The organism is Paenarthrobacter sp. NPDC090517, from assembly GCF_044769165.1.
Taxonomy (GTDB): Bacteria; Actinomycetota; Actinomycetes; order Actinomycetales; family Micrococcaceae; genus Arthrobacter.
The window spans coordinates 1-19,417 of sequence record NZ_JBIVXN010000004.1; the positions used below are offsets into that span (position 1 = coordinate 1).

At 63.5% G+C, this 19,417-nt stretch carries 12 protein-coding genes; 9 read left to right on the top strand and 3 right to left on the bottom strand.

From position 1 onward, the window contains the following. Nucleotides 1-151: 151 nt before the first annotated feature. Complete coding sequence (locus ACIQTW_RS13640; RefSeq protein WP_402937605.1) at nt 152-1,561, bottom strand: MFS transporter; 1,410 nt, start codon at nt 1,559-1,561, stop codon at nt 152-154. A gap of 294 nt (nt 1,562-1,855) precedes the next feature. Between ACIQTW_RS13640 and ACIQTW_RS13645 the strand changes: the two genes are divergently transcribed. From ACIQTW_RS13645 to ACIQTW_RS13655, 3 genes are read left to right on the top strand one after another with little or no spacing between them, the layout of a single operon-like run. Beyond that, on the top strand, nt 1,856-3,268 hold the full coding sequence (locus ACIQTW_RS13645; protein ID WP_402937608.1) for an MFS transporter: 1,413 nt from the start codon (nt 1,856-1,858) through the stop codon (nt 3,266-3,268). Next, entirely contained in the window at nt 3,269-5,464 is a 2,196-nt protein-coding gene (locus ACIQTW_RS13650; RefSeq protein WP_402937610.1) for a molybdopterin oxidoreductase family protein, read from the top strand. Further along, on the top strand, nt 5,461-7,023 hold the full coding sequence (locus ACIQTW_RS13655) for an FAD-dependent oxidoreductase (protein ID WP_402937613.1): 1,563 nt from the start codon (nt 5,461-5,463) through the stop codon (nt 7,021-7,023). The genes ACIQTW_RS13650 and ACIQTW_RS13655 overlap by 4 nt, the downstream gene beginning before the upstream one ends. Before the next feature lie 109 nt (nt 7,024-7,132). On the opposite strand, the gene ACIQTW_RS13660 is transcribed toward ACIQTW_RS13655, so the two are convergent. Then, nucleotides 7,133-8,542: an NAD(P)H-quinone dehydrogenase gene (locus ACIQTW_RS13660; protein ID WP_402937616.1), complete on the bottom strand. Its 1,410-nt coding sequence runs from the start codon at nt 8,540-8,542 to the stop codon at nt 7,133-7,135. Nucleotides 8,543-8,663: 121 nt separating this feature from the next. On the opposite strand from ACIQTW_RS13660, the gene ACIQTW_RS13665 reads away from it, so the two are divergent. The 4 genes from ACIQTW_RS13665 to ACIQTW_RS13680 all read left to right on the top strand — a co-directional run bounded on the left by ACIQTW_RS13665 (nt 8,664) and on the right by ACIQTW_RS13680 (nt 15,083). Continuing rightward, nucleotides 8,664-9,464: a purine-nucleoside phosphorylase gene (locus ACIQTW_RS13665; protein WP_402937619.1), complete on the top strand. Its 801-nt coding sequence runs from the start codon at nt 8,664-8,666 to the stop codon at nt 9,462-9,464. A 462-nt stretch (nt 9,465-9,926) separates the two neighbouring features. Continuing rightward, the gene (locus ACIQTW_RS13670; RefSeq protein ID WP_402937623.1) at nt 9,927-11,525 is read left to right on the top strand and encodes a glycoside hydrolase family 68 protein; all 1,599 of its coding nucleotides are present in this window, start codon (nt 9,927-9,929) and stop codon (nt 11,523-11,525) included. A 90-nt stretch (nt 11,526-11,615) separates the two neighbouring features. Continuing rightward, entirely contained in the window at nt 11,616-13,235 is a 1,620-nt protein-coding gene (locus ACIQTW_RS13675) for a glycoside hydrolase family 32 protein (RefSeq protein ID WP_402937626.1), read from the top strand. 102 nt (nt 13,236-13,337) lie between these two features. Continuing rightward, on the top strand, nt 13,338-15,083 hold the full coding sequence (locus ACIQTW_RS13680) for a phospho-sugar mutase (RefSeq protein WP_402937628.1): 1,746 nt from the start codon (nt 13,338-13,340) through the stop codon (nt 15,081-15,083). Between the two features lie 6 nt (nt 15,084-15,089). On the opposite strand, the gene nirD is transcribed toward ACIQTW_RS13680, so the two are convergent. Next, complete coding sequence (nirD, locus tag ACIQTW_RS13685; RefSeq protein ID WP_402937631.1) at nt 15,090-15,452, bottom strand: nitrite reductase small subunit NirD; 363 nt, start codon at nt 15,450-15,452, stop codon at nt 15,090-15,092. A gap of 281 nt (nt 15,453-15,733) precedes the next feature. On the opposite strand from nirD, the gene nirB reads away from it, so the two are divergent. Then, nucleotides 15,734-18,364: a nitrite reductase large subunit NirB gene (gene nirB, locus ACIQTW_RS13690; RefSeq protein ID WP_402937633.1), complete on the top strand. Its 2,631-nt coding sequence runs from the start codon at nt 15,734-15,736 to the stop codon at nt 18,362-18,364. 9 nt (nt 18,365-18,373) lie between these two features. Beyond that, the gene (gene cobA / locus ACIQTW_RS13695) at nt 18,374-19,408 is read left to right on the top strand and encodes a uroporphyrinogen-III C-methyltransferase (RefSeq protein ID WP_402937636.1); all 1,035 of its coding nucleotides are present in this window, start codon (nt 18,374-18,376) and stop codon (nt 19,406-19,408) included. The last annotated feature ends 9 nt before the right edge of the window (nt 19,409-19,417 follow it).

The following is a 19,417-nucleotide window of genomic DNA, read 5'->3' on the forward strand; positions in this document are numbered from 1 at the left end:
ACTATGCTGCACACTGATGTCCATTTTTTTTTGGGGCGCCAGTGCCTTCGGGCCCCCCAACCCCCCCCCCCCCCCAAAAAAAAAAAAAAAAAAAACCCCCCCCCCCCCCCCCCCCGGGGGGGGGGGGCCCCCCACGTCGTTATTGGGCTACTTAGGCAACATTGTTCTCGTAGTCGGTGTCCTTGGTTTCGCGCGTCAGCCACAGCGCCACGAAGGTGACTACAGCGGCGGCTGCCATGTAGGCGCCCACCAGCCAGGTGCTGCCGTTGGCTGCAGACCAGAGGGCAATAGCAACGAACGAGGCCGGAGCGGCTCCGATCATGGAGGACAGGTTGTACGCCACAGCTGAACCCGTGTAACGGACGTTGGCCGGGAACAACTCCGGCAGGATGGCCGCCATGGGACCGAAGGTCAGGCCCATGAGGGTGAAGCCCACAATGAGGCCCACCATGGCCGCTGCCTGGCCGGGTCCGAACATAGTGAACCAAAGGGCGCCGAAGACGAAAATACCGGTGGTGACGCCCAGCAGGAACTTGCGTCGGCCCCACTTCTCAGCGAGCGGCCCGGAGACCACCGTGAAGATACCGAAGAACACGACGCCGATGATCAGCATCCAGAGGAAGTCGGACCGGGTGATGCCCAGGCCAGGGACGAAGGCCGCGACCTGCTCGGGGGTCATGGGCTTACCGGCCTTCTCAGCCGCTGCCTGGGCGCCGGCCAGGGTGGGCTTGGTGCCGTAGGAGAGCGTGAACGTGGTCATGATGTAGAAGAGCACGTAGGTGGCGAACATGATGAACGTACCGGCCACCACGGGGCGCCAGTGGCTCTTCAGGGTGGCCGCGAGGGGCAGCTTCTGCACCTTTTCCTGCTCGATCACCTTGGTGAAGGAAACGCTCTCCACCAGCTTCAGACGGACATACAGGCCCACGATGACCAGAACCGCGCTGAGCAGGAACGGAACCCGCCAGCCCCAGGCCAGGAATTCTTCGGCGCTCAGGGACACGTTCATCCAGATGAAGATGACGTTGGCGATGATGAAACCGATGGGCGCGCCCAACTGCGGGAAGGTTCCGTAGATGGCCCGCTTGCCCTTGGGCGCGTTCTCAGTGGCGAGCAACGCTGCGCCGGACCATTCTCCGCCCAGGGCCAGGCCCTGGAAGAAGCGCAGGATGACCAGCATGATCGGAGCCAGGATGGCCCAACCCGGCATGGAGGCCGTGGGCAGCAGGCCGATGAGGAAGGTGGCGATACCCATGGTCAGCAGCGATGCGACCAGGGTGCCCTTGCGGCCGATCTTGTCACCAAAGTGGCCGAAGACCACCGCGCCGATGGGCCGCGCGAAGAAGGCAACACCGAAGATGGCGAACGCACTGAGCAGCGCGTTGATGTCAGTGGCGTCCGGGAAGAAGAGCTTCGGGAAGACGAGTACCGACGCGGTGGCATAGGCGTAGAAGTCGTAGAACTCGATCGTCGTGCCGATCAGGCTCGCGAAGATCACCTTGCCCCGCGAGTTCACTGGCTTAGTGGACTCGCCTTCCTTGGATGGTGCAGTGGAAGACATGTGTTTGCAGCTTTCTTTCACGCCGGCCGATTCTCCATGAGGCAACCCGGCGAAGGATTATTCGAGAGTTCAATGATAGTTCCCGACGTCCATTGAATGGACAACAAAGTCCAACATGCGGACGTGCGGGAAAATCTCATCTTGTGGTCCGCGCCACATTACCTCACCATCGCCTCACGCGCCGGTGACCCCGCCGATAGGGAAATGTCACAGCACGTTTACAAACGGCGCCCGTCCACGAAATGCGCGAAACCTACCTTGGAATAACAACGTCCCCCACCAAGGAGGCACTCCGTGACTGTTGACCGCTCCGCAGATGAACTGGCCCCTGTCCAGTCCACTGCCACCGCCGCCCCCGCCCTTGAACACCGCCCCGGCCGCTGGATTGCCAACTGGGATGCCGAGGACAAGGGCCAGTGGGAAGCCGAAGGCCGGTCCATCGCCAAGCGCAATCTCTACTGGTCGATCTTCGCCGAATTCCTCGGATTCGTCGTCTGGCAGCTGTGGTCCATCGTGGTGGTCCAGCTCCCCGCAGCCGGATTCCAGTTCGATACCAACCAGATCTTCTGGCTCATCTCCATCCCCAGCCTCGTGGGCGCTACTCTCCGTATCCCCTACACCTTCATGGTTCCCAAGTTCGGTGGCCGGAACTGGACCATCGTCTCGGCCTTGCTCCTGCTGATCCCCACCACAGGCCTTGCCATCTGTGTTTCCAACCCGGAGACGCCCTTCGGCATCATGCTCCTCATGGCCGCACTCGCCGGTTTTGGTGGCGGCAACTTCGCCAGCTCTATGGCCAACATCACGTTCTTCTACCCTGCCCGTGAAAAGGGTTGGGCGCTGGGCCTGAACGCTGCCGGCGGTAACCTCGGTGCCGCCGTCGCACAGCTTGTTGTCCCCATCGCCATTACGCTGCTGGCTGCCGGGACCGTCAACCTGCCGATGGCAGGCATCATCTGGATCCCGTTGATCATCATTGCCGCCTTCGGCGCCTACAAGTACATGAACAACCTCACCAGCGCCAAGGGTGATGTGGCTGGTTCCCTGGCTGCCCTCAAGGAACCGCACTTGTGGATCATGGCGTTCCTCTACATAGGCACTTTCGGCTCGTTCATTGGCTTCGCGGGCGTCTTCCCCAAGCTGATCAAGGACTATTTCCCGGACTTCTCCTCCATCCATGTCGGCGCGGTGGCACTCTCGCTGGCCTTCCTCGGCCCGCTGGTCGGTTCCCTGGCCCGCCCCTATGGCGGACGCATGGCAGACCGCATGGGCGGCGCCCGGATGACCATCGCCTCGTTCGCTTCCATGGCCGTCATCACGTTGACCATGATCTGGACGCTGCCCCTGAAGAACTTCTGGCTCTTCCTCACCTTGTTCCTGCTGCTTTTCCTGGCCAGCGGCTTCGGAAACGGTGCAACGTACCGCATGATCCCGGTCATCTTCGCAACATCCAGCCGGGCAGCCCGTGCAGGCGCTCCGAGCGCCACCACCGCACGACTCGCTTCTTCCTCGCTGGGCCTGATCTCCGCGATCGGCGCCTATGGCGGGTTCGTGATTCCACAGGTGCTCAACGCTTCCAACACGGCCAGCGGCTCTTACACCCCGGCGTTCTACGGATTCGTTGGTGCGTATGTCCTCATGCTCACCGTCTGCTGGGTCTGCTACATCCGCCCCGCCCGGAAGCGCAACACGATCGGACACATCTAGATGCCCAACGGCGCCGATACCCACTGCCCTTACTGCGCGCTCCAGTGCGCCATGACGCTGACCCCGGCTGCACCTGCAGTTTCGGGAGCAGCGGCAGCGCCCGCGCCGGAGGCAGCACCCGCCCCGCCCCTGGAAGTAACCGGGCGTGACTTCCCCACCAACCGGGGCGGGCTGTGCCGCAAAGGCTGGACATCGGCGTCGTTGTTGCGTCACAACGGCCGCGTCACCGAGCCGATGCTCAAAGGTTCCGACGGCGTGCACCAGCCCATCTCGTGGGACCAGGCACTCATGCTCATCACGGCTGCCGTCAAAGACACTCAGCAGCAATACGGGAATGACGCCGTAGGTGTCTTCGGTGGCGGCGGCCTCACCAATGAGAAGGCGTACCTACTGGGAAAGTTCGCCAGGCTGGCCTTGCGCACTTCGCGGATCGACTACAACGGCCGCTTCTGCATGTCTTCGGCGGCAGCTGCGGGCAACCGGGCGTTCGGTGTGGACCGCGGCCTCCCGTTCCCTGTTACGGACCTGGACACCGCGTCCGTCATCCTCATGCTCGGTTCCAACGTTGCCGAGACCATGCCTCCGTTCGTCCAGCATCTGCAGGGCGCGCGCGACGCCGGTGGACTGATCGTTGTGGACCCCCGCCGCTCGGCTACTGCGGCGTTCACGGGCGACGGCGGTGGCCTCCACTTGCAGCCGACGCCCGGTACAGATTTAGCCCTCCTTTTGGGCATCAGCCATGTGGTGGTCCATGAAGGACTGGCCGACGCTGAGTACATCGAAGCCAACACCAGCGGCCACGCCGCCGTAGTTCGTAGCTTGTCCGCGTTCTGGCCGGAGCGCGTGCAGTCCATCACCGGCGTCCCCGCCACCCTGATCCGCGAGACCGCCCGACGCTTGGCGCAAGGAGCCCGCGACGGTGGCAGCTACATCCTCAGCGGCCGCGGTGTGGAACAGCACGTGGACGGAACCGACACCGCAACCGCGGCGATCAACCTAAGCCTCCTCCTGGGCCTGCCCGGCTCGGCCCGCAGTGGCTACGGCACGCTCACGGGCCAAGGCAATGGCCAGGGCGGCCGCGAACACGGACAGAAGGCCGACCAGCTTCCCGGCTATCGCAAGATCACCGATCCTGCTGCCCGCGCGCACGTCGCCGGCGTGTGGGGTATCGATGAGTCGCTGATCCCCGGACCCGGCCTCCCCGCCGTCGAACTTCTCCAATCCCTCGGTAAGCCCGACGGCGTCCGGTGCCTTTTCGTGCACGGCGCCAATGTGGTGGTTTCGGCACCCGATACCAACTCAGTAATCCAAGGCCTCCGCAGCCTGGACTTCCTGGTGGTTTGCGACTTCTTCATGTCCGAGACCGCAGCTGAAGCGGACCTGGTTCTGCCTGTGACCCAGTGGGCCGAGGAAGAAGGCACGCTGACCAACCTAGAGGGTCGCGTGATCCGGCGCCGCCGAGCGCTGACTCCTCCCCCGGGCGTTCGCAGCGAGTTGTGGCTCATGGCGCGGCTGGCGGAACTGCTTGACGCCCCTTCAACCTTCAGTGACGATCCCGAGACCGTTTTCGAAGAGCTTCGCCTGGCTTCGGCCGGTGGTTTGGCCGACTACTCGGGCATCGATTACGCCATGCTGGACCGGGGCGAAGCTGCCTACTGGCCCTACCCCGTGGGCAGCACCGGGACGCCGCGACTCTTCGCCGACGGGTTTGCCCATGCCGATGGCCGGGCCGTCATGGTTCCGGTGACGCCGTCCAAACGGGCAGTTCGTTCGTTCGCGGATGATTCACTGGCGTTGGCAACCGGCAGGCTTCTGGAGCACTACCAATCCGGCGCGCAGACCCGACGCGTGAGCGAGCTCCTGGCGTCGCAGCCCCAGGCCCGGCTCCTCATTCACCCGGGAACGGCGGCTTCACGCGGCATTGCCGACGGCGACTACGCCACCGTGACAAATGAGCGCGGTGAAGTGCTCTGCCGTGCCGAGCTCAGCAACTCGGTCCGCCCTGACACTGTCTTCCTGCCGTTCCACTTCCCCGGCCAGGAAAACGCCAACCGCCTCACCGAGGCGACCACAGATCCTATTTCCGGCATGCCGGAGTTCAAGACCAGCCGGGTATGGGTCCGGAAGGCAGTCTCCACCCAGGAAAGGGTTCCAGCTGGAACCCGGCTGCCACTGCACGTCAAGGAGGCATCATGAGCGAGCGCATTGTTGTTGTTGGATTCGGGCCCGTAGCTGCCCGTCTCGTGGACGAACTGCTCCCCGCCGTCCGCTCGGGACTGGTGCAGCTGCTGGTGGTGGGCCAGGAAACCGAGGCAGCGTACAACCGCGTGATGGTGGCCGAGCTGGGCGTCGGCCGCACCACCCCTGAAGCACTGGCCATGGCTGACGCTGCCGAGCTGGAAGCCGACGGCGTGGAAGTGCGGTTGGGCGTCAAGGTCAAAAGGATCGACCGTGCCCGTCAAAACATAGTCCTGTCCGATGACAGCACTGAGCACTATGACCGACTGGTGTTCGCCACCGGGTCCCGTCCCGTCATTCCCAACCTCACAGGGCTCAACCCGGATCCTTCCAGGCCGGTGCTTCCGGCCGGCGTCACGGCACTGCGTGATCTACAGGATGCTGCGGTACTTCGGGCGGCGGTGGCCGACGGAAAGCGTGTAGTGGTGCTGGGTGGCGGCGTGCTTGGCCTGGAAACCGCCTTGGCTGCCTCGGAAGAAGGCGCCCAAGCAACTGTGGTTCACAATGGACCCTTCCCCCTCGGCAGGAGCATTGACCGCGGCAGTGGATCCGTCCTCATCAACAGCCTGCGAGCCGGCGGTGTCCGGATGGCAGGCAATGCACGTTCTACCGGTGTGGAGACGGCAGGCCCCGGCGGCAGCTTCTCGGCTTTGCTGCTGGATGATGGCTCTGCGATCGACGGCGACCTACTGGTTCTGTCCTGTGGTGTGCGCCCCCGCATCGAATTGGCGGAAGGCTGTGGCCTCCCTGTTTCGGCGGGGATCCTCGTGGACCACCACCTCCGGACCTATCACGAACCCCACATGTTCGCGATCGGCGACTGCGCTGAAGTGCGCTGCCCCGACGCTGCCTGCGTTGATTGCCGAACAGCCGCCGGGCCCTCCGGCTTGGTAGGTCCGGGCTGGCGTCAGGCCGAGTGGTTGGCCGAGTACCTCGTGGTCCTGGCCCGGGATGGCCAGGCCGCCGCAGATGCCCTGGAAGCGCTGCCCAAAGAGAAGCCGGGGGTGGTTGTCCTGAAGGCACGGGGCATCAACCTTGCCGTGGCGGGCGACAACCAAGCCGATCCTTGGGACGAGGAGTTGCTGGAAGCCGGTGCCGCGTCCGGGCGTGCGCGCAGGCAAGTTTCACAATGGGCCGATCCCGAACACGGCCGCTACGTGAAGATGACAACCCGCGGCGGAGTGCTGGAGGGCTTGGTGGCCGTAGGCATGCCCCGGACCGCTGCCGAGCTGGTGGTACTCTTCGAGCGTTCCTCGGAGCTGCCCTCGGACCGTTCCTTGCTGCTCCGCCTGGACGGACCTGACCAGTTGGATGCCGGTGCCACCAGCAACGATCCCCAAAGGACCGTGTGCCGCTGCGCCGGGGTGAGTGCGGCCAGCATCGAGGATTCCGTGGTGGAAGGCTGCAGCACCGTGGGCGAGGTATCCAGGGCCACCCGCGCCGGCACAGGCTGCGGAGGATGCCATGAGGACATCAAGGGGATCATCGAAAAACACTTCCAAGCGGCTGCCGCCTGAAGCCGCGTAGTCCTCACTCCGATTCGGGGGTTCCCTGCGGATCACGCCGTCCGCACGGCACGATCCGCAGCGGGCAGTCGAAACGGGCGCCACGTTGGTCAGCGTGGAGCTACATGTGCACGTGCAAGCGCCGCGCAGCCTCCGAGATGGAACCGGTCAGCGACGGGTACACCGTGAAAGCGCTGGCTACGTCATCAACGTGGAGTTTCTGGGTCACCGCGACGGAGATCGGGAAAATGAGCTCCGAAGCGTTCGGGCCAACCACCACGCCACCGATCACGGTGCCGGAACCCTTGCGGGCGATGATTTTCACGAAGCCGTCTTTGGTGTTGCGCATCTTGGCGCGGGCGTTGCTGAGCAGGGACAACATCACAACGTCGCCCTGGTACTTGCCGGACGCGAGGTCCGCCTCTGAGACGCCCACGGAGGCGATTTCAGGGGACGTGAAGATGTTGGACGCCACCTGGTTGAGCTTCAGCGGCTTGACGGCATCACCCATGAAGTGGGCAATCGCAATGCGGCCCTGCATGGCTGCAACGGATGCGAGCGCGAAGACGCCGGTGCAGTCGCCGGCGGCGTAAATGTTGGGGGCAGTGGTGCGGGAAACGCCGTCCACCTTGATGTGCCCGGACTCGGTCAGGGTGACGCCTGCTTCTTCAAGGCCGATCCCTGCGGTGTTGGGGATGGAACCGACACACACCAGGCAGTGCGAACCTGTCACTACCGACCCGTCACCCAAGGTGACCTTCACGCCGTCGTCGGTTCGCTCCACTGCATTGGCGCGGGACTTCGACAAGACGTGTACGCCACGGCGTTCGAAGACGCCTTCCAGCAGCTTGGCGGCATCCGTGTCCTCGCCGGGAAGAACCTGGTCACGGCTGGAGATCAGGGTGACCTTGGAGCCCAAGCCGTTGTAGGCGGATGCGAACTCGGCCCCGGTAACGCCTGAACCCACAACGATGAGTTCTTCGGGGAGCTCGTCCAGGTTGTAGATCTGGGCCCAATTGAGGATGCGTTCGCCGTCGGGCTTGGCCGTGGGAAGTTCCCGGGGGTGAGCACCAACAGCCAGCAGGATCGCGTCGGCATCAATGGTGCGTGTGCCTTCGAGGGTGAGAACCTCGATGGTGTTGTTATCCAGCAGCTTGCCGGAACCGATGACGATCTCCACGCCCAGGCGCTCGAGGCCTGCACGGATGTCGTCAGACTGGCCGTGGGCCAAGGTCAGGACGCGATCGTTGATGTGTTTGAGGTCGGCACGCGGCTTGGAGGCCGTGCCGTCGCCGTCGAACTTCACTCCGAGTTCGTCCGCCTCACCGACGCGCGTCATGAGGTCGGCGGTGGCAATAAGGGTTTTGGAAGGCACGACGTCGGTCAGCACCGCGGAGCCGCCGAGGCCTGCCCGTTCGACGATGGTGACGTGCGCGCCGAGCGAGGCGGCAACCATGGCAGCTTCATATCCGCCGGGACCACCTCCAAGGATCGCGATACGGGGGGCACTGAAGTCAACTTGGGTGGTCACAATCCTCAATTCTCGCTCATTGCCCCGCCGGTCGCCACCCAGCCCAACCTCACTCCCCAGCGATCCCTACCAAAGTCCTGTCGCCGCAGGGTAGCTTGTACCAGTGAGTAACACTGAGCTGATGAACACTGACCCCTTTGAAGCCGCGAAGGCGGCCGCTGACTTCATCGCCGCGGAGACCGGCGTCGAGTCCCATGACGTAGCGCTGGTGCTCGGATCCGGATGGGCGGAGGCCGCCGACCTGATCGGCGAAACCACCGCCACCCTGAACGCTTCCGAGGTTCCCGGCTTCCACAAACCAGCGGTGGTGGGCCATGTTGGCACCATCCGCTCCGTGCTCACCAAGGAGGGCAAACGAGCCTTGGTCCTGGGTGCCCGGACGCACTACTACGAAGGCCGCGGCGTGCGGTCCGTAGTCCACGGCGTACGCACGGCCGCAGCAGCCGGGTGCAAGACGCTGGTGCTCACCAACGGTTGTGGCGGGCTCAATGAAGAGTGGACCCCCGGAACTCCGGTGCTGATAAGCGACCACATCAACCTCACCGCAACCTCACCGCTTGAGGGCGCAACGTTCGTCGACCTCACGGACCTCTATTCCTCACGGATCCGGGACCTTGCCCGCGAAGTTGATTCCTCCCTGCAGGAAGGGGTGTACGCACAGTTCACGGGCCCGCACTACGAGACACCGGCAGAGGTTCAGTACGCCAAGCGAATCGGCGCCGACTTGGTGGGCATGTCCACCGCGCTGGAAGCAATCGCCGGCCGCCACGCAGGGATGGAAGTTTTTGGCATCTCCCTTGTCACCAACCTTGCAGCCGGCATCAGCCCTGTTCCCTTGAGCCACGCTGAAGTTCTTGAAGCCGGTCACGCAGCGGGTAAGCGGATCTCGAAGCTCCTGGCGGAGATCATCGCCAAGCTCTAGGAGCGAAACGTCGGCAGATGCGGGGCCACCACCAAAGGTGGCCCCGCATCGCTGTTTAAGGGTTTGCGCTAACAATTCCGGAGGAGAAGTAAACGCACAGTAAATTCTCAGGATAAATCTGATTTGTGGCGAAACATTTGATTGAGGCCGCCCGGATGTGTCACGCGCGCACGTTGCCAATGTAAGCGCTTGCGCAAGTACTGACGAGTAACCGAAAAAGCCCGTGAAATGCCCTTTGCCCTGAGACCTAACACGTGTCTAGCGTGGGGAGTGCTCCGGTAAGTCGACGTGCCGGAGCCACCGCGGCGGATAGCTACAAAGCTCCCCCCGCACCTCGAAACGATGGCGTCCTTCGATGACGCCTACAGCGGATCGACGGACGCCTGAGTAGAGAACCCCCAACAGGGGGTCAGGGCATGCGCCCCACTCCACGAAGTCCAACACTCCGCGAGAAGAGCAAGCATGAACACGCACTCAACCCCTCCACGGCCGCGCCGCCGGTTGCGACAGGCAGTAGCCCTCGCAGCTGCGGCAGGTGTGGCCGGCAGCATCCTGCTGGTGACGCCGGCTGCGCAAGCCAACCTGCCGGCCGACCCGCCGTCGAGCACCATGCCGGCACCCACGCCCGGCTTCCCGCTGCCGACTACGCACACCCAGCAGGCGTACGATCCGGCAGCAGACTTCACGTCCAAGTGGACGCGAGCCGACGCCAAGCAGATCATGGCCCAGAGCGACCCCAACGTTGCCCCGGGCGAGAACTCCATGAGCCCCAACGTCACCATGCCGGAAATCCCCAAGGACTTCCCGGCCATGAACGACGACGTCTGGGTTTGGGACACCTGGTCCCTGACAGACGAAAACGCCAACCAGATCAGCTACAAGGGCTGGGATGTCATCTTCTCCCTGGTTGCGGACAGGCACGCGGGCTATGGCTTCGACCAGCGCCACTGGAACGCAAGGATCGGCTACTTCTTCCGCAAGACCAACGCTGATCCCGCCAAGGACAAGTGGAACTACGGCGGACACCTGTTCCTGGACAACACGTCCATCGGCAACACGGAGTGGTCCGGCTCCACGCGCCTCATGCAGGGCAATAAGATCAACGTCTTCTACACGGCCACTACGTTCTACGACGTCGCCGAGCGGAATGCAGGCGGCGGCGGAATCGCTCCGGACGCTGCGATCGCCAAGGCATTGGGTAACATCCACGCCAACAAGGACGGCGTGACGTTCGACGGCTTCCAGCACACCAAACTGCTGGAGCCGGACGGAAAGATGTACCAGAACAAAGCCCAGAACCCCGGCTTCGCGTTCCGTGACCCGTACACCTTCGCGGATCCCGCCCACCCGGGCAAAACCTTCATGGTCTTCGAAGGCAACACCGGCGGCACCCGTGGCTCCTACAAGTGCAAGCAGGAAGACCTCGGCTACCAGCCGGGTGACCCCAACGCCGAGACTGTGGCACAGGTCAACAGCACCGGCGCCTGGTACCAGACTGCCAACGTGGGCCTCGCCGTGGCGGACAACAAGGACCTCACCAAGTGGAGCTTCCTGCCGCCGATCCTCTCAGCCAACTGCGTCAACGACCAGACTGAACGTCCGCAGATCTACATCCAGAACGAGAACGGCAAGAACAAGTACTACCTGTTCACCATCAGCCACCAGTTCACGTATGCAGATGGAATGCGCGGTCCCGACGGCGTGTACGGATTCGTCGGCAACGGCGTCCGTTCCGACTACCAGCCGGTCAACAACAGCGGCCTGGCTTTGGGCTCCCCCACGGACCTGAACATGCCAGCCAACGCGCCGGAGGGTCCGGACCCACGTCAGAACGGCCGTCAGTTCCAGGCCTACTCGCATTACGTGCAGCCTGGCGGACTGGTCCAGTCCTTCATCGACAACGTGGACGGCGTCCGCGGCGGTTCCCTCTCCCCCACCGTGAAGATGAACTTCAAGGGCGGCGTGACGCAGGTTGACCGCAGCTTCGGCCAGAACGGGCTTGGCCCGTTCGGTTACCTTCCCACCAACGTTCGCGTTGGCGGCGAGGGCCTCTACAAGTAAGCAGTAACACCCCGGCCGAGAGGCCACGGCAGGGGTGCCGGACCCACGAGGACCGGCACCCCTGCTACCCCCAACCCCAGGATCTTCCCCATGACTTTTCCCAGCCCCCACCTGTCCCGCCGCCAAATGCTGGCCGCAAGTGCCGCCGTCGTGGTCGCCTTGTCCGCCTCGTCCTGCACGCAAGAAAGCCCGACGCCGGTTCCCACCCCGGCGGGTCCGGCACCTACCCCTTCAGATCCGTGGCGGCCGCTGGCGCATTTGACGGCTGAGAAGAACTGGCTCAACGATCCAAACGGTCTCGTTTATCAAGACGGCACCTACCACGCCTTTTACCAGTACAACCCGCGGGGCAACTCATGGGGCAACATGTCGTGGGGCCACTCCACCAGCAAGGACCTGGTGCATTGGGAGCAGCAGCCCGTGGCCATGGAGGCGGGCCCCGAAGAGGAAATCTTCTCCGGGTGCATTGTGATGGATAAGAACAATGCCTCCGGTCTTGGCTCTGCAGAGAACCCGCCCATGGTGGCCCTGTACACCAGCGCCTATGGCAAGAACGGCGCTCTGCCTCAAGGCTCCCAGGCACAATCCGTCGCGTTCAGCCTGGACAACGGGACCACGTGGCAGAAGTACCAAGGCAACCCGGTCCTGAACCTTGCACCCACCAACAACAACTTCCGCGACCCCAAAATCACTTGGTACGAACCCGGCCGCTACTGGGTGATGACCACCGTGGTGGCCGACGCCCAAGTGGTCAAGATGTTTAAGTCCACGGACCTGCTCCGCTGGGAATACCTGAGCGATTTCTCCGGCGTCGGCGCCCAAGGAGGCCTCTGGGAGGTGCCGGAACTCCTCCACATGGACGTTGAAGACTCCACCGCAAAGAAGTGGGTCATGCTCCTGAGCATCAACCCCGGCGGCATTGCCGGCGGCTCGGGAATGCAGTACTTCGTGGGCGAATTCGACGGGACACGCTTTACCGCAGAAAACGCGGCAGCTCCCGGCGCCCCGCTCACCGAGTCCCAGTGGCTGGACCACGGCGCAGACTACTACGCCGCGAACTCCATCGCCGGCGCACCCGGGGACAAGCCCGTTCTCCTGGGATGGATGGGCAACTGGGACTACGCCCAGGACGTGCCCACCACGCCATGGCGCGGCTCCATGGCAATTCCCCGCGAACTCACCTTGGTTCGGGGTGGGAAGCGGCTTGAGCTCCGATCCGCCATAGCCGGTGCCGCGCGGGAGACGCTGGACCGCTCCGGTGAAGTGAAGAGCAAAAACCTCACCGTTGGCTCCTCGCCCCAGGACCTTGGCCAGGAGTTCAGGGGACGCAGCCAACTGATCGAACTGGACATGGACCTGAAGTCGGCGCGTGAAGCCGGGGTTCTCCTCCGCCACTCATCCTCCGCTTCCGAGACCGGACTGCGGATCTCGTATAACAAGGAGACAGGCAGTGTCCGGGTGGACCGGTCAAAAGCCGGAACAAGCAACTTCTCCGAAAAGTTCAGCCCATTTCATGAAGTGGCCCTGCCTTCCTCCGGCAGCAAGGTCCATCTCACGATCCTCCTCGATTCGTCCTCGGTGGAAGTCTTCGCTGCGGGTGGAACTGCGGTCATTTCGGACACGTTCTTCCCGGACTGGGACAACACCGGCGCGTCGGCCTTCAGTATGGAGGGCGACACGGAGTTCACCTTCACGTCCCGCGTTCTTTAAGGGCCGCCCAAGGCCGGGATCTCACCCTTTACAACCACTCTTAGGGACGAGATCGCACTCCTCGTTGCCCGGGAGGGACGCATTGAGGATAGTTTTGTCCCTATGACATCCAGCGATGCCGCATTTGACCAGCTGCTCACCGACGCCCGCCAATGGGCTTCCCAAGACCCGGACCCGGCGACGTCGGCCGCCCTCGTTGAGTTGGCCGGGCTTGCCAGCGGCGGTGATGCGGGAGCAGCCCAGGAACTGGGCGACAGCTTTAATGGCACCCTGCAATTCGGCACAGCCGGCCTCCGCGCAGCGCTTGGCCCGGGCCCCAACCGAATGAACCGCGTTGTTGTCCGCCGGGCGGCTGCAGGCCTGGCGGCCTTCCTCACCGAAGTGGTAGCCGCAGCTGCGCCGGGCACCCGCCCGCGCGCGGTCGTTGGCTTTGACGCCCGGTACAACTCGGACATCTTCGCGCAGGAAACCGCTGCGATCTTCACAGCAGCAGGCATTGAAACCTTCCTAATGCCGGCAGCGCTTCCGACGCCGTTGCTTGCCTACGCGGTCAGGTCACTGGATTGCGACGGCGGCGTCATGGTCACTGCCAGCCACAACCCGCCGCAGGACAACGGTTACAAGGTCTACCTGGGACGCCATGCAGTATCTGAAAGCGGGCGCGGTTCTCAGATCGTGGCGCCGTACGACGGTGAGATCGCCGCGAAGATTGAAGCCGTGGGGGCGCTGGATTCGATTGAACTGGCAGAAAACGGCTGGACTGTGCTGCCGACGTCCATTGCCGCAGAATATGAAGCTGCCATGGCGGGTCTGGTGGATAGGGAGCACTTCCCGGCACGGGACCTCAAGATCGTCCTAACGCCCATGCACGGTGTCGGCGGTGAAACGGCCGTCTCCGTCCTGAACGCCGCCGGTTTCGCCGATGTCATGCTCGTGGCCGAACAGGCCGAGCCGGATCCGGACTTCCCCACCGTCGCTTTCCCTAACCCGGAGGAGCCCGGGGCGCTGGACCTGGCGCTTGCCGCTGCGGCGGACTCGGATGCGGACATCGTTTTGGCCAACGACCCCGACGCCGATCGGGCCGCGGTGGCTGCGTTGGATCCCGCCACTGGAAGCTGGCGGATGCTTCGCGGTGACGAAGTGGGGGCGCTGCTTGGTGCGCACGTAGTAGCGCGAATGGCTGCCGGTGCCGGGGATGAGCCGCAGACCGGAGTGTTCGCCAACTCGATCGTGTCCTCCCGACTGCTCTCACGCATCGCTTCCGCAGCGGGTTATGCCCACGAGGAGACACTCACAGGCTTCAAATGGATTTCGAGGGTTCCCGGCCTCACTTATGGCTACGAGGAAGCACTGGGATATTGTGTGGCGCCTGACCTGGTGCGCGACAAGGACGGCATCTCAGCAGCTGTGCTGATCGCGGAACTCGCCGCAACTGCCAAGGCCGAAGGCAGGACGATCTTCGATACCCTCGATGACCTGTATCTGGTGCACGGACTGCACGCAAGCGACCAACTCAGTATCCGGGTGGCTGATTTGGGACTGCTCGATGCCATGATGAACCGCCTGCGGGTCAACCCGCCTGAAGCGTTCGGAGGCTCCGCCGTCGAGGTTTCAACCGATCTCGCGGAAGGAAGCGAAGCCCTGCCTCCCACGGACGGCCTGTCGTACCTGACCCGGGACCAAAGCCGCGTCATCATCCGTCCCAGTGGCACCGAGCCCAAACTCAAGTGCTACCTGGAAGTCATCCAGGCCGTGGAATCCGCGGCCGAACTTCCAGCGGCACGCCAAGCAGCGCGGACGTCCCTGGATGATGTTCTCAGGGACGTCCGTGAAGCCTTGGGCTTATAGGACTCTTTAGAGTTCAACCTCGATGAAGCCGTCCACCAAACGGGTGGCGAACGCGTCGAGCTTGAGTTCCGGGTTGGTGAAGCATTCACCGGTTTCGAGGTCGTAGACCTCTTTGTGCAGCGGCGACGCGATGGTCGGCCGGCTTCCGCGGGATCCAATGATCCCGCGGGCCATAACGTTGGCGAGCGTAGCCGGGTCCTGCTGTGCCACAGCGAAGACCTCGGTGGGCGCTGTGCGGAACAGCGCAACCTGACGGCCGGCAATCAGTGCAGCCTCGCCCCAAGCCAGTTCGAGTTCGTCCACCAGGCAAACACGGTGCCATGTGGCGGTTGTGGTCAGGTCCTCGGCACGGTCCAGAATTACGGTCATTTCAGCCCCTCTCACTGTGTCCGGGTGTTGGCTTTTCCACCGTCACTCCCCCGGACCGGGCCACACTTGCGGCCACTACTCCAAGCTAGGACCCGGGTGTTTCATCGGGTGTCCGTGTTTGTGTCAAACGCGTAAAAGAGACCTCACACCTCACGAAATGCGTTCGTGATGCAGAAGTTAAGATCACGAAACATAAGGGAAACTGAAGCGAAACTGCCCGTCCCTAGGCTGGAACCACAAGTTGCGGAGATCCGTCTGCAACATCTGCGAAAGGCCCACCAGTGACCGGACACACTTCAAGTACAGAGAACCCGCGCCGCATCGTCGTCGTCGGCGGCGGCCCCGCTGCCCACCGTTTCGCCGACGCCATGTTCAATCGCGGACTTGAAGGTTGGCAGGTTACGGTGCTGACCGAAGAGGCACACCTCCCCTACGACCGCGTTGCGCTGAGCAAGGCCCTCACGGAAACCGGCGTGGACCTCACCTTGGGCGATGCGTCCATGTGGGACCACGAAGCCCTGACTTTGGTCACCGGCGAGCGCGCCGTCAAGATCGACTCCGTTGCCAAGAGCGTCCTCACCGCCGCCGGCAACAAGTACGAATACGACCACCTGGTGGTGGCTTCGGGTTCCGACGCGGCTCGACTCCCCATCCCGGGTTCCGAGCACACCCACGTTTACCGCACGCTCGAGGACGTCTGGGCCATTAACAAAGCCATCGCCGAGCTGCGCGAAAAGCTCGGCCGCAAAGTCAACGCGGTCACCATTGGTGGTGGCTTGCTTGGACTTGAGTCCGCTGCCGGCACCGAACAGCTGGGCGCCACACCGATCGTCATCAATGGCGCACCGTGGCTGATGAACACCCAGCTGGATGAGGGCGCCGGTCAGGCCCTCGGCCGCCTGATTGAGGCCAAGGGCTTCGAAGTCCACGGTGGCGTCTTCCCCTCCGAGGTAGTCACGGACGACGACGGCAACGTCACCGGTGTCCTGATGGCTGACGGCCGGACCATCGACGCGGACCTCGTAATCGTGGCTATTGGCGTCAAGCCGCGCGACGACCTCTTCCGCGCGGCAGAAGGCGAAGAGCAACTGTTTAGCCTGGGCCAGCGCGGCGGCGTTGTCATCAATGATTTCTGCGCCACGGAAGTCGAGGGTATCTGGGCCATCGGCGAGGTGGCCAACTTCGAAGGCATGTGCCTTGGCCTCGTGGCTCCCGCCAACACCATGGCCGAGATCGTTGCTGACCGCCTTCATGGTGGAGAAGCAACCTTCCCGGGCTTTGACACTGCCACCAAGCTCAAGTTGTCCGGCGTTGACGTTGCCAGCTTCGGCGACGCGTTTGCCCGCACCGAGCACTCCTTGGAGATCGTCTACGCCGACCCCGCGCGTGGCGTTTACCAGAAGATTGTCACCACGGATGATGCCAAGACGCTTTTGGGTGGCATCTTCGTTGGCGACGCTTCCCCGTACATGAGCCTCCGCCCGCTTCTGGGGCGCGAACTGTCCGCCGAACCGGGTGCCTACCTGAGCGCTGCCGGTGGTGGCGAGGCTCCGGAGACCGAACTTCCGGACGACGCCATCCTGTGCTCCTGCAACAACGTGGCGGCCGGAACTATCCGTGACACCATCAACGGCTGCGGTGCCTGCGAGGGCAACTCCCCGGTGCAGGAGCTCGGCGAGCTGAAGGGCTGCACCAGGGCCGGCACCCAGTGCGGTTCGTGCGTTCCCATGCTCAAGAAGCTCCTTGAAGGCGAACTGAAGAAGTCCGGCATTGAGGTCTCCAAGGCCCTCTGCGAGCACATCAGCCTTTCCCGGCAGGAACTCTTCGATGCCATACGCGTCCTTGAACTCACGTCCTTCGAAGACATCATGGCCAAGTACGGCACCGGCGCGGGTTGCGATATCTGCAAGCCCACCATCGCCTCCATCCTGGCCAGCCAGCACTCCGCCTATGTTCTGGATGCCGGACGTGGTGCTCTGCAGGACACTAACGACCGCGCCTTGGCGAACATGCAGAAGGACGGCACCTATTCGGTGGTCCCTCGTATCGCTGGTGGCGAGATCACGCCGAAGGGTCTCGGCGTCATCGCGGCCGTAGCAGAGAAGTACAACCTGTACACCAAGATCACCGGTGGCCAGCGCATCGATATGTTCGGTGCCCGCCTGGAGCAGCTGCCGGACATCTGGAAGGAACTGGTGGACGCCGGCTTCGAATCCGGACAGGCCTACGGCAAGAGCCTTCGCACCGTGAAGTCCTGCGTTGGTTCTACATGGTGCCGCTTCGGTGTGCAGGATTCGGTGGCCATGGCCATCGCCTTGGAGCTGCGGTACCGCGGCCTCCGAAGCCCGCACAAACTGAAAATGGGTGTCTCCGGTTGCGCCCGTGAGTGCGCCGAGGCCCGCGGCAAGGACGTTGGAGTGATTGCCACGGCGGACGGCTGGAACCTGTACGTAGGTGGTAACGGTGGCGCTACCCCGGCGCACGCCCAGCTGCTGGCCAAGGACCTGGACGATGAAACCCTGCTGAAGTACATCGACCGTTACCTCATGTATTACATCCGCACAGCTGACCGCCTCCAGCGCACCGCGCGCTGGCAGGAAGAGCTCGACGGCGGCATCAAGCACGTTGAGGAAGTAGTGGTCAACGACTCCTTGGGCATTGCCGAAGAGCTTGAAGCCGCGATGGCCAAGCACATCGACACCTACGAGGACGAGTGGGCCGAGACCCTGAAGGACCCGGAGCGCCTCCGCCGTTTCCGTTCGTTCGTCAACGCCCCCAACCAGAAGGACGAATCCATTTCCTTTGTTCCGGAGCGCGGCCAGATCCGTCCGGCCACCAACGAGGAAAAGGGCGGCGTGCTCATCGCTTCCACTATCCCGGTCCGCAGCGAAACCGTCGGCGCAGAAAACTAGGGGTTCACCATGCAGCTCACCATTGATCTCACTGGCCGTGACGTCCTTGTCACGGGATCTGAAAAGTCTGCCCGCCAAGCGGTCCGCCGCTACCAGAGCGCCGGTGCCAACGTGTATCGGCTCAGCGCGCCGGAAGGTGTTCCGGGCGATGGCCAGCTTCCCGAGCGCCCCTTCTTGGTGGCGGTAGTGGACGACGGCGAATCCGGCTGGCTGCCGCTGGTGGAACGCTGCCGCGACGCCGGGATTCCCGTTGCTTTCGAGCCTGCACCTGGTGCCGAAGGCCATGTAACCCTGGTGGGTGGAGGCCCTGGAGCCCTGGATCTGCTCACGGTGGGTGCCGTGGACGCCCTGCGCGATGCCGATGTGGTGTTTTACGATCGGCTTGCTCCCTACCAGGAACTGGCCGATCTGACCTCGGCTGAGCTTGTGGACGTGGGAAAGCAGCCCGGGCTTCACAAGGTGACTCAGAGGGACATCGAGAAGTTGATGGTGGAGGCTGCGCTGCTGGGCAAGAATGTGGTCCGACTCAAGGGCGGCGATCCATACGTGTTCGGCCGCGGCGGTGAGGAAGTGGCGGCATGTGTTGCTGCCGGCGTCCCGGTGAAGGTCATCTCCGGTGTCACCAGTGCCATCTCCGTTCCCGCTGCCGCCGGAATCCCGGTGACGCACCGCGAGGTCAGCCACATGTTCACCGTGGTATCCGGCCATGCGCCGTTGACCGAGAAGGAACACACCCACCTTGCCGGACTTGGCGGGACTATCGTGGTCCTCATGGGCATCGGCACCCTGCCCCAGCTGGCGGCCGGTCTCCGCCGAGCGGGGATGAATTCGGACATGCCAATGGCCGTGGTGGAACGTGGGTACCGCCCGGGACAGCGCACCACCATCGCTGACCTCGGTACCATCGAAACGGCAGCCACCGGCTGCAGCAACCCGGCCGTGTTGGTCATCGGCGAGGTGGTCCGGGTTGCTGAAGCCAACCGTAATCATGCCGAAGCATCCGCTGAACTGAGCCGACTCGCGGCTTCGCTCCTTGAAGCCTGAAGGTAAAAA